This is a genomic window from Parafilimonas terrae, assembly GCF_900115755.1.
Taxonomy (GTDB): Bacteria; Bacteroidota; Bacteroidia; order Chitinophagales; family Chitinophagaceae; genus Parafilimonas; species Parafilimonas terrae.
On record NZ_FOXQ01000005.1, the window covers coordinates 282593 to 299566 of the forward strand.

Consider the following 16974-nt stretch of genomic DNA (forward strand, 5'->3'; position numbering starts at 1 on the left):
ATTTCAATTATTATAATTTATAGCGAATTAATTTCTTTATATACATTTTAAAAAGAAAGAAAAACGTTGTAGGGTTTTTATGCATCTTATACGCAAGTTTCGCCTGTTGTATTGCCTGCTTTGAATTGTGGTATCTATGATACACCATGTCAGAGGTCCTCGCATAATAAATGGACCAGTTTCTTTCAGCATTTCTTTTCAGCATTTCTTTTTTATGCGCGGGTAAATAATTTTGAATGGTATTAATTGTTTTTGCGATATCCTTTATATGCTGGCCGTTTTGAAAATATTTTGATGTAATATTCTCATTATCATGAACACGATAATTAGCAAACTTTAAAGGCGTGAAAGCGAAAGGATAATGCGCTGCAATACGCACCCACATTTCCCAGTCTTCGCTGTAATGCACACCAAAAAAACCTCCCAGCTTTTCATACACTTCACGCTTTACAACAACAGACGGCGGCTGCAATTTTTGCCCCTGCGCAATTGTGTCTAACCAATCGGTTAAAATGCCCCGTTCATCTCCAATTTTTTCATTCGGGTAAAGAAATTCGCCTGCTTCATTCACATGCCAGAATGCACAGCAGGCTGCACCTGCCTGCGGAAAATCGGTAAACAGGCTTTCTATTGCTTTATAAAATCCGGCATCAACAAAATCATCGCCGTGCAGCAAGTGAACATAATATCCTTTAGCGCGGTTAATACAAGTTTCAAAATTGCGCAGGCTGCCCTGGTTTTTTTCCTGCCTGAAATAATCCACCCTTCCTTTACCTATTTTTTCAACAAGGGCTTTAACATCTGCATCTGTGCTGCAATCATCAACTACTTCAATCTGCATTTTATGTACACCTTCATCCTGCTGCAACACATTCTCCAAACAATGTTGTAAAAACTGCGAACAGTTATATGCAGGTATCATTACTGACCATAATGGCCTTTCAATGCTTGGATCAATTGGTTTGATAACAGGTGGAGATTTGGGGATTCGATAACTCATAATAATCAATATGCGTTAATCAAGAATAGTAGCTGATCCAATTCTGAATGCCTGCTTTGTAAGCAATCCTTTCTTCATTATTCAATAAAAATTTTTCCTGGTTTTTAAGAACTGATAATGCAGCTTTAAGCATGAATGCTTTATTCTTCGACATGTTTGATGAATGCATCCTGTAAACAGCTATTTTATTTTGATGATGAATAGCTGGCAGCTTCCTGCTGATACGCAGGTTGAGATCATAATCCTCGCAACTGTGCAATTGCGTATCAAAACAAAAATAAAAAAATAAATCACGGCGATACATCACGGTTGCCTCCATACCAATGTAATTGCCCTGCAATAATGAAAAATAAATCAAATCTGTTTTTGGTTCAGCAAGCTTAGTATTTAAATAGTTTCCTTTTTCATCAATCTTATCAAAGGTACCGGAAACAAAAGCCGCATCTTTATATGTATTAAAAAAATAGAGGTTTAATTCAACTGCCCCGGGATATAAATAATCATCAGCATCAAGAAAAACAATATAATCGCCTTTTGAAAACTGAACGCCGATATTCCGCGCCGCAGATAACCCAACTCTTTCAACACGCACATAACTAATGTCTTGAAATGCATCACAAACATTTTTGGTTTTGTCTGTTGATCCGTCATCTACCACCACAATTTCTATATTGTTATATGTTTGGCTGATGGCGCTGTTAATGGCTTCTTCTAAATAATGTGCCTGGTTATAACAGGGTATGATTATGGAAACAAGCGGTTGCTCTTTAATTGTTATTTCATTTAATAATTTCTGTGGAAAACTTAAGCAGGTTTCCTGTGTTTCGTTTTTACGTTTATTATAAAATCTTTTACCCGCTTTACATCCTTTTATTTCAGTAAACAGAGAAGAAAATTTACCGGCAATAATATTTTTAAATTCCTGTTTAAACCTGCTTCTGTAATAAGCCGGCAATGTTTTTCGAACACGCTTTATATTTCCTTTATGCCTGTATTTTTCATGCTGAACAAGCAATGCGCACACATGGCCTTTCATATAACTGAATAGCTGTTTACGCAAGTCTTCCAGGGTTTTGCGATGTTCATGAAAAACATATAAATGCGGGTAATAAACGCAGTTCCATCCTTCTGCCAAAATGCGGTACCACATTTCTGAATCGCCGCTGCAACCTGCAGCACCCACATCTAATCTTTCGTCAAATAAACCAACAAGATTGAAAGCCTCTTTTCGAAAAGCCATATTAGCACCTGCACCAACGTCCCACGCAGGAACACCTTCATCAACTGCAGTTAAAAAATATTTATGATCAAAAATAGTTGGTACATATCCTTTATTAAAACCCCAGTCTTTTTCAAAAATATATTGTGCTTCAGTACTTAATTCAGCCGGAATTACAAGCCCTGTAACAGCCATTGTAAGCGGGTTAGAAAAACAGCTTTTTATATTGCTTATCCAGTTAACGGGTATTTGTACATCATCATCGGTATAAGCGATAATATCATGCGAAGCACACTTAGCGCCGGTGTTTCGGGCAATGTCCAATCCTTTTCTTTCTTCACGTATATAACGAACATGCTGAAACTGTTCAACAATATTTTTTGAATCATCATTATCCGGTGCATTATCAACAATAACCAGTTCAAAATTGCTATCATCATTTTTTAATAAAGAAGAAATACATTTTTGCAAGGCCTGCGGCCTGTTGCGTGTGCATACAATAACAGATATTGGTGCACTTTCTTTGCTGAGATTTGTTTTAAAATCATCAATGCTTTTTGATAACAATTCATGCAGCGTAACAAAATCGCCCTGCTGTAAATATTGTTGCCAGTTATCATTATTATGTAAGTAAACAGCAATCGTTTTTTCAATTGATGATTTAATTGCATCAACTATGTTTTCGAAAAATTCTTGCTGATGCTCCATCCACACATGGCCTAAAGGAAATTGATTACACCAAATAACGATGTAATTATTGCCTGCATTGAGCTGCAACGTTTCAGCTTTGTCAAGTTCAATATGCGTTATTGTATAAGGTTGAAATTCTGCCATGCACTATTCTGGTTTTGCTTTTACAATTACAGGAAAAGATGGGCGCACGTAACCTATCCATTTTCCAAACCAGGCGGTATCGCTCCTGTAGTCTTGCACTTCAAATGATAAACAGGCTTCAAAATAAAACAAACGTTGCGTTGTGTTTTTTACAAATACAACAGAAATATAATAATTGCCATCGTTTAAAAAATTACCGGGAATATTGCAATCAACTTCATACAAACCATTATTGTATTTTTTGGGTTCGGAGCAAATATCAAAGATGCATTCGCCGCTGAACGTAAAAAGATGAACGCCTACAATAAGGCTTCCCGGATCAATATCCTTGTACCAAAATTCAAAATGAATGTGAAGCGGCGTGCGAATATCTACTATATCAAAGCCATCAATATAATCTGCGGTTAATGCCGCCTTTTTTATCCTGATATAATCGTTGCCCGGCGCTGATTCCGGTGCTTCGTAAGATTGATATGTGAAATTATTTTGTTGCTTTTTTAAATAATTACCAATGACTATTTCCGGTTTACCTTCATCAATAATTTCTCCCTGCTGTAATGTTATACAGCGATGGCAAAGGTTTTTCAGCGCCTGCATATTATGGCTAACAAACAAAACCGTTTTGCCCTGCTGCGATGAAACTTCTTTCATCTTGCCCAAACATTTACGTTGAAATTCCGCATCGCCAACAGCCAATACTTCATCAACAATTAAAATTTCAGGATCAAGATGTGCAGCCACAGCAAATGCAAGGCGCATATACATTCCGCTTGAGTAACGTTTAACAGGTGTATCAATAAATCTCTCAATGCCTGAAAAATCAATGATCTCATCAAGCCTGGATGTAATTTCCTTTTTATTCATACCGAGAATATTTCCATTCAGGTAAATATTCTCACGGCCTGTAAGTTCAATGTGAAAGCCCGTGCCTATTTCAAGTAAACTTGCAATTCTTCCGTTGCCATAAACGCATCCTGATGTTGGCAATGTAATGCGTGAAATAATTTTTAACAGTGTTGATTTGCCTGCACCATTATTGCCAATAAAACCTAACACTTCACCGCGCTGCACTTCAAAATTCACATTGCGCAAAGCCCATATTTCCTGCTTTGAATGTTCATTTATTTCATTGCTTACAGCAGGCCTTCGTTTTATCCAGTTAGCAAGGTCTTCCCTCAATCTGCCCGAACCTAATTTGCCCAGGCGGTAATATTTTGAAACATGCTCTGCCTTAATCATTAATGCGCTCATCAGATAATATCCATCAGTTTTGTTTCAAGCTTTTTAAATAAAGCAAGCCCGGTGATTAAAAGAATTATTGTGATTGCAGTTGCAACAAGCAATGGCTGTAACTGTAATGTGTTGGTTGAAAAAAATCCTGTTCTAAAAGTTTCAATAGCCGGTGTTAACGGGTTAAGCCAAAATATTGTTTTTAAATTTTCAGGAACTATTGATGCGGGATAAATAACGGGTGTTGCAAACATGAACAGGCGAATAATGAATTGCAATGCATAATCAAGGTCGCGGTAACGAGCTGTGATAACGCTGATGATTAAACCGGCGCCGAGCGCAAATGCCGCTGTAAGTAATAATATAAACGGCATTAAAATGATTGATGCTGATATATGCGCAGAATGGTCCACAGCAATAAACGCAACATATATTACAACAAATAAAGCCAGTTGCACCAGCATGCGTACCGTATGTGAAATAATATTGCTTAACGGAATAATCAGCCTTGGAAAATATACTTTTGAAAACAGGGTTGAATTGTGCAAAAACGTGTACATGGTGCTGTTAAGGCAATCGGAAAAATAACTCCAGATAATTATGCCGGGCAAATAAAACAGCAGCGGTGGAATGCCTTCCGTGGATATTTTCGCAATCTTTCCGAAAATGATATAATAGGTAATGGTTGTGAGAACAGGTTGTAATAAAATCCAGAACGGCCCTAAAATGGTTTGCTGATAGTTGGCAATAAGATCGCGGCGAACAAAGCGCAGCAGCAAATCTTTATACTGCCATATTTCTTTGAAGTCCCATTTAAATAAACTGATCTTATGATCAATCTTCCAATCCCATTGAAGGTTGTTGCTCACAAGTGAAATTTTCAAAAGCTAAAAATAAGATAAACTGCTTTTGATTTTTTGAAAAAAAGGTAACCGTACTATAAAATGCAGTAAGCGTAAAAAAAGCAAAGGGTATAATACAGGCTGTATTTTGTGGAGAATACCGGATTCGAACCGGTGACCTCTTGCATGCCATGCAAGCGCTCTAGCCAACTGAGCTAATTCCCCTTTTATTACTAAGATCTGCCCGCCATTAAATGCGGAGCGCAAAAATAATGGCCGATCAAATGCAGTCAAAATCAGATTTGGTTATTCCTCAAACTTTTTAAATAATGTGGTTGCCGTATGTCCGCCAAAACCAAATGTATTGTTCAGGGCATATTTAATATCCGCTGAAACAGATTCGCCCAAAACAATATTCAGGTCTTTTGAAATAGCTTCATCCAATTGTTTTGTATTAATGGTTGGTGGGACAATGCCATGTTTTAAAGCCAATATACAAATAATTGCCTCCGCAGCCCCGGCGCCTCCAAGCAAATGACCCGTCATTGATTTGGTAGCGCTTATATAAGGCCTTTTACTGCTGCCGCCAAACATGGCTTCAATAGCTACAGCTTCACTTAAATCACCCAGCTGGGTTGATGTGGCATGTGCATTTATATAATCCACATCCCCGGTGTTAATGCCGGCTTCGTTAAGCGCTTTCCGCATACTCAGTTTAGCACCACGGCCATCGGGTGGCGTGCCGGTTAAATGGAATGCATCAGCCGCCTGGCCTGTGCCAATAAGCTCTCCATAAATGGGCGCATTTCTTTTAATGGCATGTTCATAATCTTCCAGTATTAAGGCGCCGGCGCCTTCAGCCAAAACAAACCCATCGCGGTCTTTATCAAACGGACGTGATGCTGAAGCCGGGTCATCATTTCTTTTTGATAAAGCCTGCGCAGCATTAAAACCACCGATAGAAGAAGCTGTAATCGGCGCTTCCGATCCGCCGGCAATCATCATAAAAGCTTTGCCTGCACGTATTGTATCAAAAGCATTTATAATAGCTGTGTTGGAAGAAGCACAGGCTGATACCGGGCAATAGTTAGGCCCGTACAACTGGTAGCGGATTGAAATTACACCTGCTGCAATATCTTCTATTTTTTTAGGCACAAAAAAAGGAGAGAATTTAGTGCCATCGCCCTGATACAACAGGCTAACCTGTTCTTCAAAAGTGCTGATGCCTCCATTGCCGGAGCCCCAGATAACGCCAATATCAGCCCTTTCTTCTTCCGAGTAAGTGGAAAAATCTATCTGTGCGCTTTGTACGGCTTCTTCCGTGGCAGCTATAGCATATTGAGAAAAAAGATCGTATTTGCGGAGGTCTTTTCTTTCAAAATATTTTTCCCCGTCAAAATTTTTAACCTCGCAGGCAAAACGCGTTTTATATTTTGAAGCATCAAATTTTGTAATGGGCGCTGCACTGCTTTTACCCGCAACAATATTATCCCAGAATTCCTTTACCGAATTACCAAGCGGCGTTATGGCTCCTATCCCTGTTATAACTACTCTTCTCATGTATCAAATTTGAATTTTCCTTCCGGCATAATTGGTATTGCCAAAAACTGTGAATCTTAATTTTCTTATTGGCAATTTATAAATATACTATACAAACTGACAGGCATTAATATAAATATCAAAATTAGTGAACAATTCTGCAAACTAAATTTGGCAGCACTTTATATATACCGGCCTTAAAGTAATTAACTATTGGCCGTTAACCGAATCTTCCGTTATATCCAAACTGCCGGAATCTTTTAGGTGTGATGATACCATTCCTTTGCGCTCCATCGCTTCCGCGTGGGCAGCAACAATAAACTTAACAAGGCTTGCCATGCTGTTTTCGTTTTCATTTACGAAATTCAGCCGGTACGTTGATGCGATTGTTTTTCCATCGCCTTTATCTGCAAAAGCAACAAAGTTTTTAAAGGTTTCCTTTGCGTTTCCTGCAATCTTGTAACTGTAGTAATTATTATGTGCATGTATATCTGCTGAGGCAGAATCTTTCATTGGCTTATTGCGCAAGAACTGATTAATATCGAAATAAACCATCATTGATTTATTATTTAAATCTTTTTCAATGCCGGCAGGCAAAGGTTGTTTTTTATCAGGAGCCTGGTAAGTTTTTATCAATTCATCAGATGAAGCAATAAAAAGATTATTGTTGCCCGTTTCTATCACAAAGCCATGGCCGCCAGACAAACCTAACTGGTATTCATCACCATTCTTCGTTAATATCTTTTTATCCAGCAGGCCTGTAATTACTTTATCAAAAGCAGCTTTGTCGCCAATGGTTGCAGCAAGTAAAAAGCCACCATTTTTTATACTGTTCTCCATGGTATTTTGAGGATGGGAAGAAAACATAACCGCTATATCGCCGCTAAAAGCATTCATTATATCGGCAGTAGTAAAGCCTATATTGGAAGTAAATCCATCAGCTATAGCATCAAAACCAAGGTACTTTAAAATATCAACCAGCAATTTAGGATTGAAGGATACGATCCCAAACCCCGTTAAGGTATCAGGATAACTTTCAATCATTTCCTTTTTTATTTCCTGCGCCGGGTATTTATTAATAATGCCTGATAAGGTTTTATTATAGTGCGTTTCCGCAGAGGCGTTAATCACTCCTTTTTCAAAATTGATAACCCCGGCCGTGTAACTGCCTTCTGCCAGTTCAGATACTTTCGACATGCCCGGAACGCCCACTTCATTCAGCCTGCCTGCCGTATTTGTATAAAAATGTATATCACCCGGTTTTGAAAAGGGCTCTTTAAAAGCATCGGTTGATGCAATGGATCCAGATACTTTCTGGTTAAATAAACCTGTTAATTGTGATTGCAAAAGAGAATCGGGGCTATCGCTGCCGCTAACACCTGTAACAATTAAAACTTTGCCTGTCCATCCTGCAATAATATTATTATGCAGCTCAAGATATTTATAACCTGCAGCCGCCGAAATAGTGCTGCCTGGTTTTCTTGCTTTAAAAAATGCTTCCAGTTTGTTCTCATCGTTCACCTCAGCTATTAATGCGCCGCTTTTTATATGGCCCTGTTGTATTGAGTTAGTTTCCTTTGTAAAAACATAAAAAGGCTTGCTTATATCCACACCTGAATTCTCTATATCTTTCCATTTCAATCCATCGCCATTTTGTTCACTCATTATATCAGCAAGCGAGTCAATTGTAATGCCCGATGAAGCAACCTTATCCATAACAGATTTTGAATCTACTACAAAAACAGCCGATGCATCTTTTGGAACATATACTGCCAGCGATGACGTTGCCTGTTTACAGCTATTGAAAGCAAACAGGGCTGCACAGAATATAAAAGCTGCTGCAATCTTATTTTTCATTCGTACAAGTTTATTATTTAATGGTCTCATGGAACCTCGCCATATACATTCCCTTGTGTGCGAAGATTATCATGCTCGGTTTCATTCGTACAAGTTTATTTTTTAATGGTCTCATGGAATGCCCTTCAATAATCATTGCGTTGGGTATGCCTGAGATTTACGGCATTTCATATTGAATGAATTTAACGAAGATATTTATTACCGGCCATTATTATTCCCACGGAACTGCGAAAAAAGGATGAGCGCAAAAGCCGGGTTAACCGCCGGTTTATTTTTAAACCTGCAAAATCACGATGGCATTAACTTGCAGGCCAATGCTTAAGTTTATACGCTCGGTTTTCTTTGGCAATTATTTTATAGGGATCATTGCAATTGCACTCTCCATTGAATCCTGCGTGCAGTTACGGCTGCCTTTAAATTCCATAATGTATTATGCCATCCTTTTTTGCACAACCGTTTTTTATTACACGTATGCTTATCTGGGCCCGTTGAATACAGGCAAAATAATGAACCCGCGAAAAGCGTGGTACAACAATAACCACACATTTGTTGTATGCAGCCAGTTTTTTTTATTCGCTATGGCTATTGTTTTAAGCATTTATTTTTTATATAAAAATTTTACAGCCATTAAATCATTGCCTTCAGTATACTGGCTGTTGGCGGGCATTGTAGCGCTTGCCGGTTTTTTATATTATGAATTATTGCCAGGTGCAGCTTTTAAAATCAACCTCCGCAATACAGGCTGGCTTAAAGCTTTTGTTATTGGGTTTGTTTGGGCATGCGTTGCCAATATTCTATCATTTATTGCTGTGCAAATTGAAAGCGGCCCGCATAAAGTGGAGGCGCTTTTTTTAATATGGCTGTTTATAAAAAATTTCATGTTCTGCACTGTAAATGCCATCATATTCGATATAAAAGATTATGCAGATGATTCAAACAGGCAGCTGAAAACATTTGTAGTGCGCTTTGGATTAAGGAATACTATATTTTATATTCTATTGCCTTTGATTGTGATTGGGCTGATTTCCCTGGTTGCTTTTTCCATAAGCCATCATTTTGGCTTACCCGCCATCTTAATTAACCTGTTCCCATTTATTCTATTATTTATGATTGCATGGAGCATGCAGTGGCCGCATAAAATTTTATATTACCTTGTAATAATAGATGGCATTATTTTTTTTAAGGCTATATGTGGAATTATTGGAATGAATTTTATTGATTTTTAATTATGCGAAACGATTACAACGGCATTGCAAATTATTACGACAGGCTTAGCCGCATTGTGTTTCAGCGTTCCATAATAAAGGCGCAGGCTTACCTGCTTGAATTTGTGCAGGATAACAACCGCATATTACTGGTTGGCGGCGGCACAGGCTGGATTTTGGAGGAAATTTCGAAACTCAACAAACAAAATGTATCGGTTGTATATGTGGAGAAATCTGCTAAAATGACTGAGCTTTCCAAAAAAAGAAAATATAAAAATATATCCGTAGAATTTGTAAACAGTCCTGTAGAAACTTATACCACGCAACAGCAGTTTGATATTATATTAACGCCGTTCCTGTTCGATAATTTCATCGATAAAAAAATAAAATATATCTTTTCAAAGCTTGATACTTACCTTAAAAAAAGAGGGTTCTGGTTATATGCCGACTTTGTAAATGATAAGCAAAACAACAAAGCCTGGCAGCAACTGCTTTTAAAAACCATGTACACTTTCTTTAAACTTACAACCAATATTGAAACCCAAAAGCTGGTTGACCTTAAAGGCTATTTTGAAGAAAAATATGTAATGATAACACAGCAGTTCTATTACAAACATTTCATTCAGGCTGTTGCTTACAGGAAAATAAGATGATTATTGTTTCAGGAAAACAAGGTCGGGCGATTGCACCGTATCACTGGTATGATTGGCTTTATCACTCATCCAGAAACGGAAATAACTTGTATCATCTGCAAGTGAACAGGCAGCGAGGTTTGGCGGGTTAATATTGCCGTAATTATAAGTAAAAACAAAGTCTGCCTTTACGTTTTTCGGCGGGTCGAAATTGGGGATTAAAAAACTGTCAACGCGGGAAAGTGAAGCACAGTTAGCCACTTTTGAAATGCGCTGCACCCAAATTGTGTCAACAACATCACCTTCTTTATCGGTACATGTTAATTTAAACTCAACCACTGAAGGCTGCGGAAACACGGTTGCATTTACGCTTTCAAATTTTAATGCAGGTTTTGTATTGTAAGTATCCTTAGAGCAAGTTACAAATGCGAGCACCAATAAAACAGCGGCTGATAATTTCTTCATTTCTTTGCAATTAATATCAAATTTATACAAAAGGAAACAACATTTAAACATCAGCAATTAAGACTTCATTGTGAGCACTTCATTTGTTAACAAAATTTTTCAGGTTAAAAAAAACTTCACCGGATTGGCGCTTGAATTATTTCATTACCAGCATAAACAAAATACTGTTTATAAAAGTTGGTGCGATTGTTTGGGGATTGATATAAACAACATTTTATCAATTCAAAATATTCCCTTTTTGCCCATATCTTTTTTTAAAACACATAAAGTTTTAACCGGCAATGAAGCTTACGAACTTTTTTTTGAAAGCAGCGGCACCACGCAAACCAATAAAAGCCGGCATTATATAAAAGACATAAATGTTTATACAGAAAGTTTTACCAGGGGGTTTGAATTGTTTTACGGTGATATTAAAGAATGGTTCATTATAGGTTTGTTGCCATCTTATCTTCAGCAGCAACACTCATCGCTTATAAAGATGGTGGATGAATTAATAAAACGAAGCGGCCATGCTGAAAGCGGGTTTTACCTGGATGAAGTTGAAAAACTATACCGGGTTTTACAACAACTTGAACAGCGTCAGCAAAAAACTTTATTAATCGGTGTTACCTATGCTTTGCTTGATTTTGCGGAGCAATATTCAACTCAACTTTCATCAATCACAATAATGGAAACGGGTGGCATGAAGGGCAGGCGCAGAGAAATTACACGCGAAGAAGTGCACGCTATTTTAAAAGATCGTTTTAACCTTCAACAGGTACATTCAGAATATGGGATGAGCGAACTGCTTTCGCAGGCTTATGCCAAAGCCGGCGGCATTTTTAGTTGCCCGCCATGGATGAAAGTGCTGGTTCGGGATGAAGATGATCCGCTGCTGATAAAAACCAGAGGCAAGGGCGCTTTCAATATTATTGATCTTGCCAATGTAAACAGTTGCGCTTTTATTGCCACAGATGATGTGGGAGAAGTATTTGAAGACGGCAGTTTTTCTGTTGCCGGCAGGATGGATGGCAGCGATATTCGCGGTTGCAGTTTGATGGTTTTATAAATGCTGTTATATTTGCGCTCCGTTCTTTTTAATGCCCGGGTGGCGAAATTGGTAGACGCACCGTCTTCAGGTGGCGGCGCCGCGAGGTGTGCTGGTTCGAATCCAGTCCCGGGCACAAGCCTTCAATAATTGAAGGCTTTTATTTTAAATATTTTCGGGGATATACAAAAGGAGCCATGATGTTAATCATAGCTCCTTTACTTTTTAAAACCAGCCGCTTAATTTATACAGCCGGTTCTAATTTTTTGAACTCTTTTTTTGTGGCTGCAAATCTTTCCCTGAATGCTTCATAGCGTTCCCTGTTTGCTACGTGATTTATATCCTGCTTAACGGCTTCAATATCTAAATTTTCATCTTTTGACAAAGCAGCCAGCTTCATTTTTGTTATATGCATTTCATGCCTCAGGTCATCTAATTCTTTTCGCAGTTCTGAAAAGCTTTTTTCATAAAGCTTTATGCGTTCTTCAACATCATTGCTATTGTTATGTGTTTTAAGCCAAAGCACATAATCATTAAATATCCTCAGCACATTAATATCTGAATTCATTTCAGCAATCCAAAGCCTGTATTTTAAATGCAGGCGCATAACTGATGCCATTGTTAGAAATATTTAAGGTTCATTATTTTTATAGCATACGGGAAAAAATTATTTTAAATGGGCGCGTAACATCCAGGCCATTTTCTCATGCTTTTCCATCAGGCCGGTAATAAAATCTGCAGTGCCGGCATCATGTAATTTATCATTGAAATAATTAATGTTCTCACGTAAATGAATGATAATTGTATCATGATCATTCAACAGCGATTTTATAAACCCTTCAGCGCTGTTGGGCTGAACAGTTTCTTCTGTTAAATGCGTGAGCTCAATATATTGCCGCAAAGTTGCTACTGCATAATGGCCAAGCACACGAATGCGTTCCGCAATTTCATCAATCATATCCTGCAAAGCCTGGTACTGGCTTTCGAAGTACAGGTGCATGCTATGAAAATTGAGGCCTTCAACATTCCAGTGAGCACCTCGTGTTTTTGTATATAAAATAAATTCATCAGCCAGAATGGAGTTTAAAGCATGTGATACTGATGTAAGATTATCTGATTCTATTCCAATTGTTGGTTCCATAATAATAATTCAATTTGAGTTTTCAATATAACTAAGATATAATAAAAAATGCCAATAAAATTAATTAACCGGCAGGCCTAACTCTCTTTCCATAGCTTTTATATCGGGCTCATGTCCGCGAAAATCTTTAAACATCTTATTATAATTTTCTGTATTGCCGCGGGATAAAATCATATCGCGAAAACGCTGGCCGTTAGCCCTTGTTAAACCGCCATTTTCTGTAAACCATGAATAGGCATCTTCTTCCAGCATCTTCGTCCATTGATAGGCATAATAACCTGCAGCATAACCGTTGCCCCATATATGCAGGAAATAGCTGGAACGGTAACGCGGTGGTACCTGCGGCAGATCAAGGCCTGTTACATGCAGGGCATTTTTTTCAAAAGCATCTGCATCTGTTATGATTGTATCTGCGGGTAAAGTATGCCATTGCATATCCAATGCCGCAGCCGCTATAGCTTCCGTTAAAGCATAGCCCTGGTTAAAGGATGAAGCCTTTTTTATTTTATCAACCAGTTGCTGCGGAATAGGCTGGCCGGTTTTATAATGCAGTGCATAATTATTTAGCACTTTTGCATCCAATGCCCAATGCTCATTAAACTGTGAAGGAAATTCAACATAATCGCGGGCAACGTTAGTGCCGGAAAGCGATGGATAATTTTGATGTGCAAACATGCCGTGCAATGCGTGGCCAAACTCATGAAACATGGTTGTAACGTCGTCAAAACTTATGAGTGCAGGCTGGCCAAGCGCCGGCTTTGTGAAATTGCAAACATTATAAATAACCGGTTTTGTTTTTAATAAGAAAGACTGATCAACAAGATTACTCATCCACGCTCCGCCTGATTTATTATCGCGTTTAAAATAATCGCAATAAAATAGCGCCAGCGATTTGCCATTTTTATCAAACACTTCAAACACGCGTACATCGGGTTGGTAAACTGGTATATCATTGCGCTCTTTAAACGTTAACCCATATAATTGATTAGCCGCATAAAAAACGCCTTTTTCAAGCACGGTGTTTAATTCAAAATAGGGCTTTATTTCGCTTTCATCAAGGTCGTATTTTGTTTTGCGCACCTGTTCCGCATAAAATTCCCAATCGTAAGGCTGTAACTGAAACCCTCCATTTTGTGCATCAATCAATGCCTGGATATCGGCGGCTTCCTGTTTTGCCTTGCCGGTAACAGCGGGTACCAACGCATTCAAGAACTTATTTACAGCCTGTGGTGTTTGCGCCATTTGATCCTGCAATTTCCAGGCGGCATAATTTTCAAAACCCATCAGCTTCGCTTTTTTTGCACGAATGGCAGCAATGCGTATAATGCCCGCCCGTGTATCATTTGAATCGCTGCGTTCTGCCCGTATCCAGGAAGCTTTGAATAATTGTTCCCTTGCAGTACGGTTACTTAAAGATTGCAGCGCCGGTTGCTGTGTTGTATTTTGTAAAGGAATAAGCCACCCGTTCATATTCTTTGCTGCGGCATCCTGCGCAAATGCATCTTTATCTGACTGCGGTAAACCAGTTAAAGCGGCAGCATCTTCCACATGCAAGGCGCCTTCTTTTGCTGCGTTAACCAACTGGTTAACAAATTTTGCAGTGAGCGTTGCCTCTTCTGCATTTAATTTCTTCATCTGTTCTTTATCTACCGCGGAAAGTTTAGCGCCAGCCAATACAAACTGCTGGTAATAATACTCAACAAGCCGCCCGGATTCTTTATCGAGTTTAAGGTTATTGCGGTTTTCATAAATTGTTTTAACACGGTTAAACAATTTATCATTCAAATACATTTCATCATGCACGGCTGAGAGTTCCGGGGCAATAGTTTCCTGCAGTTGCTGCAAAGTATCATTTGTATTGGCACCCGTAACTGCATTAAAAGCATTATTTACGCGTCTTAATAAAGCCCCGCTTTTTTCGAGTGCAACAAATGTGTTTTCAAATGTTGGCGCTGCTGTATTACCAGCTATTGCCTCAATTTCATTTAATTGCTGTTTAATGCCTTCACGCAAGGCCGGCTCATAGTCTTCATTTTTTATTTTATCAAATGGCGGCGCCTGAAAAGGTAAAGTGCTGGCGCTGCTGAACGGATTGGATGCCGGGAGATCGTTTTTAATATTCATATTCACATCACTGTTATTTTTAAAAGATATTAATGCGGCAGAGATGCAGGCAAAAAACAACACAGCTATGTATTTCATATATTGTACGTTTTTACTAAAATACGCATTCTGTTATTTCAATAATAATTTATAACAGCCCCGTAAAACAAAAAAGAGCTCACTGTTTGTGAACTCTTTTTTTTAATGCGGTTATAAAGCTTACCACCTGCTGTTGCTATTACTGAAAGACCTTCTGTTGTTGTTATTGCTCCTTGGCCTTTCTTCACGAGGCTTTGCAACAGTTACGCTGATGGTCCTGCCATCAACAGATGCGCCATGTAATTCTGCAATTGCTTTTTCTGCTGCAGCATCGTCCGGCATTTCAACAAAACCAAAACCACGGCTGCGGTTTGTGAATTTGTCAGTAATAATTTTTGCTGAAGAAACTTCACCGTATTCTTCAAAATACTCTCTTAAGTCTTCATCCTGTACGTTGAAACTTAAGTTTGAAACATAAATGTTCATGCTTGTGTTATAAATTTAAATTAACTAAAGACTGAGAAAATAATATCGTAAAGAATCGGGATAACTATTAGCAGAAAATTCTGTAGCAGAAAATCTTGTTCAATTACTAAAACTATAAACTCAAAAATCGGCGCAAAGATACGTTTAAAAAGCTATGTATTTTCTAATAAATACTTTATTTATAATTCTTAACAATAAGGTTAATTGGATTGTTCCTGTAATAACTGCAATGTTTTTGAAATAGAATAACCCGATTGCTCAAATGCTTTTTGAAAAGCTGCAGGGCTGATATTAAACTTTTTTGACCAGTATGCAATTTCTTTGGAATGATTAAAATTAGTCTGAACGTTATTGCTGATCTTTTCTTTTGGTTGTGTCATTTAATTTTTATTATACCGGTTCAATTTACGTGCCTTTTTTTATAAAATTTATTTTTTTACCTGCAGGTATTGCTGTAGCGATTTTACATATTCTTCAAAAGCTTTAATACCTTTTGCCGTTATTTTACAGGTAGTATTTGGATAATTATCCTTAAACTCTTTTATCACTTCAATATAACCGGCCTCTTTTAATTTTTGGATCTGCACACTCAAATTTCCTGCGGTAGAATTTGTTTTTTCTTTTAAAAAAGTAAACTCAGCCTGCTTTACACTTATCAGTAAACTCATTACTGCAAGCCTTAACTGTGAATGTAATATCGGGTCTAAATCTTTAAACATTATGCTGCCCTGCTTTTATCTTCAACCAATAATATTCTTCTTAGTTATCTTTCAATTATGATATAGCTTTTTGAAACGCGCCCTTAATATTAAACCCGGCACCAGCCAAACTATGAGTGCGGTAACTGCCATTAACAAATAAATACTTGCACTTTGAACAAAGAAAGAAACAATGGCAATTAGCATGCAAACAAGCCCGCAAATAATATGGTAACGGAATTTTGTAATCATGCCTGTAATAAATGAAGCAAAAGCAGTAAGCAATAAAACAATCGTGATTATAATGTAACCGGCATTTATAAAATTGCCGCAAAGCGCTGCAAATACCGACAGAAAATAACCCGTCCATACATAATCGATTACTTCGTCGGTGAATGTTTTTGCTTTTTTCTTTTTTTCTTCTCTGTATTGAACCCATGCCTGTATAAAGAACACGGGCGTTAAAAGAAATAAAGGATGAAAAGGAAATGACATTGTATTGCTTTCAACAAGCCAGGAAAGCACACAACAAATAAAAATACTTATACCATATATAATACCGCCCAGGCCACTTTCATAAAAATAACCTTTGGCTTCATGTATCATACGGTTGATAAGCTTAAAGCTTTCTTCGCCTGTTAACTGTTTTTCTTCCAT

General features: G+C 37.9%; 17 protein-coding genes and 2 tRNA genes. 4 read left to right on the plus strand and 15 right to left on the minus strand.

The window, feature by feature from the left end; genetic code table 11:
- Window positions 1–10: 10 nt before the first annotated feature.
- From BM015_RS10560 to BM015_RS10590, 7 genes are all read right to left on the minus strand, one after another.
- Entirely contained in the window at window positions 11–1000 is a 990-nt protein-coding gene (locus BM015_RS10560) for a glycosyltransferase family 2 protein (protein ID WP_090658092.1), read from the minus strand.
- Between the two features lie 19 nt (window positions 1001–1019).
- On the minus strand, window positions 1020–3053 hold the full coding sequence (locus BM015_RS10565) for a glycosyltransferase family 2 protein (RefSeq protein ID WP_090658094.1): 2034 nt from the start codon (window positions 3051–3053) through the stop codon (window positions 1020–1022).
- Between the two features lie 3 nt (window positions 3054–3056).
- Window positions 3057–4304: an ABC transporter ATP-binding protein gene (locus BM015_RS10570; RefSeq protein WP_090658096.1), complete on the minus strand. Its 1248-nt coding sequence runs from the start codon at window positions 4302–4304 to the stop codon at window positions 3057–3059.
- Window positions 4304–5152: an ABC transporter permease gene (locus BM015_RS10575; protein ID WP_177191878.1), complete on the minus strand. Its 849-nt coding sequence runs from the start codon at window positions 5150–5152 to the stop codon at window positions 4304–4306. The genes BM015_RS10570 and BM015_RS10575 overlap by 1 nt, the downstream gene beginning before the upstream one ends.
- A 124-nt stretch (window positions 5153–5276) precedes the next feature.
- Window positions 5277–5350: transfer RNA gene (locus BM015_RS10580), tRNA-Ala, on the minus strand.
- Window positions 5351–5431: 81 nt separating this feature from the next.
- Window positions 5432–6685: a beta-ketoacyl-ACP synthase II gene (fabF, locus tag BM015_RS10585; RefSeq protein WP_090658100.1), complete on the minus strand. Its 1254-nt coding sequence runs from the start codon at window positions 6683–6685 to the stop codon at window positions 5432–5434.
- A 189-nt stretch (window positions 6686–6874) separates the two neighbouring features.
- Window positions 6875–8521, minus strand: coding sequence for a DUF4836 family protein (locus BM015_RS10590; RefSeq protein ID WP_177191879.1), 1647 nt, complete (start codon window positions 8519–8521; stop codon window positions 6875–6877).
- Between the two features lie 314 nt (window positions 8522–8835).
- On the opposite strand from BM015_RS10590, the gene BM015_RS10595 reads away from it, so the two are divergent.
- Entirely contained in the window at window positions 8836–9747 is a 912-nt protein-coding gene (locus BM015_RS10595; protein WP_090658104.1) for a UbiA prenyltransferase family protein, read from the plus strand.
- A 2-nt stretch (window positions 9748–9749) separates the two neighbouring features.
- The gene (locus BM015_RS10600; RefSeq protein WP_090658106.1) at window positions 9750–10379 is read left to right on the plus strand and encodes a class I SAM-dependent methyltransferase; all 630 of its coding nucleotides are present in this window, start codon (window positions 9750–9752) and stop codon (window positions 10377–10379) included.
- Here the strand turns inward: BM015_RS10600 and BM015_RS10605 are convergent, their stop codons facing one another.
- A complete protein-coding gene (locus BM015_RS10605; RefSeq protein ID WP_143075821.1) occupies window positions 10380–10823 on the minus strand; it encodes a hypothetical protein in 444 nt (147 codons plus the stop codon).
- A gap of 124 nt (window positions 10824–10947) precedes the next feature.
- On the opposite strand from BM015_RS10605, the gene BM015_RS10610 reads away from it, so the two are divergent.
- Together BM015_RS10610 and BM015_RS10615 are read left to right on the plus strand one after the other, a co-directional pair.
- Window positions 10948–11871, plus strand: coding sequence for a LuxE/PaaK family acyltransferase (locus BM015_RS10610; RefSeq protein WP_245751359.1), 924 nt, complete (start codon window positions 10948–10950; stop codon window positions 11869–11871).
- Between the two features lie 33 nt (window positions 11872–11904).
- Window positions 11905–11986: transfer RNA gene (locus BM015_RS10615), tRNA-Leu, on the plus strand.
- A 108-nt stretch (window positions 11987–12094) separates the two neighbouring features.
- Here BM015_RS10615 and BM015_RS10620 read toward each other — a convergent pair.
- The 7 genes from BM015_RS10620 to BM015_RS10650 form a co-directional block, all read right to left on the minus strand.
- Complete coding sequence (locus BM015_RS10620) at window positions 12095–12469, minus strand: hypothetical protein (protein ID WP_090658112.1); 375 nt, start codon at window positions 12467–12469, stop codon at window positions 12095–12097.
- 48 nt (window positions 12470–12517) lie between these two features.
- Window positions 12518–12991, minus strand: a complete 474-nt coding sequence (locus tag BM015_RS10625) for a Dps family protein (protein ID WP_090658114.1) — start codon at window positions 12989–12991, stop codon at window positions 12518–12520.
- A 60-nt stretch (window positions 12992–13051) separates the two neighbouring features.
- Window positions 13052–15193, minus strand: a complete 2142-nt coding sequence (gene dcp, locus BM015_RS10630; RefSeq protein ID WP_090658116.1) for a peptidyl-dipeptidase Dcp — start codon at window positions 15191–15193, stop codon at window positions 13052–13054.
- Window positions 15194–15313: 120 nt separating this feature from the next.
- Entirely contained in the window at window positions 15314–15619 is a 306-nt protein-coding gene (locus tag BM015_RS10635; RefSeq protein WP_090658118.1) for an RNA recognition motif domain-containing protein, read from the minus strand.
- Window positions 15620–15819: 200 nt separating this feature from the next.
- The gene (locus BM015_RS10640; RefSeq protein WP_090658120.1) at window positions 15820–15999 is read right to left on the minus strand and encodes a DUF3606 domain-containing protein; all 180 of its coding nucleotides are present in this window, start codon (window positions 15997–15999) and stop codon (window positions 15820–15822) included.
- A 48-nt stretch (window positions 16000–16047) separates the two neighbouring features.
- Window positions 16048–16338, minus strand: coding sequence for a winged helix-turn-helix domain-containing protein (locus tag BM015_RS10645; RefSeq protein ID WP_090658122.1), 291 nt, complete (start codon window positions 16336–16338; stop codon window positions 16048–16050).
- A gap of 51 nt (window positions 16339–16389) precedes the next feature.
- Window positions 16390–16974: a hypothetical protein gene (locus BM015_RS10650; RefSeq protein ID WP_090658124.1), complete on the minus strand. Its 585-nt coding sequence runs from the start codon at window positions 16972–16974 to the stop codon at window positions 16390–16392.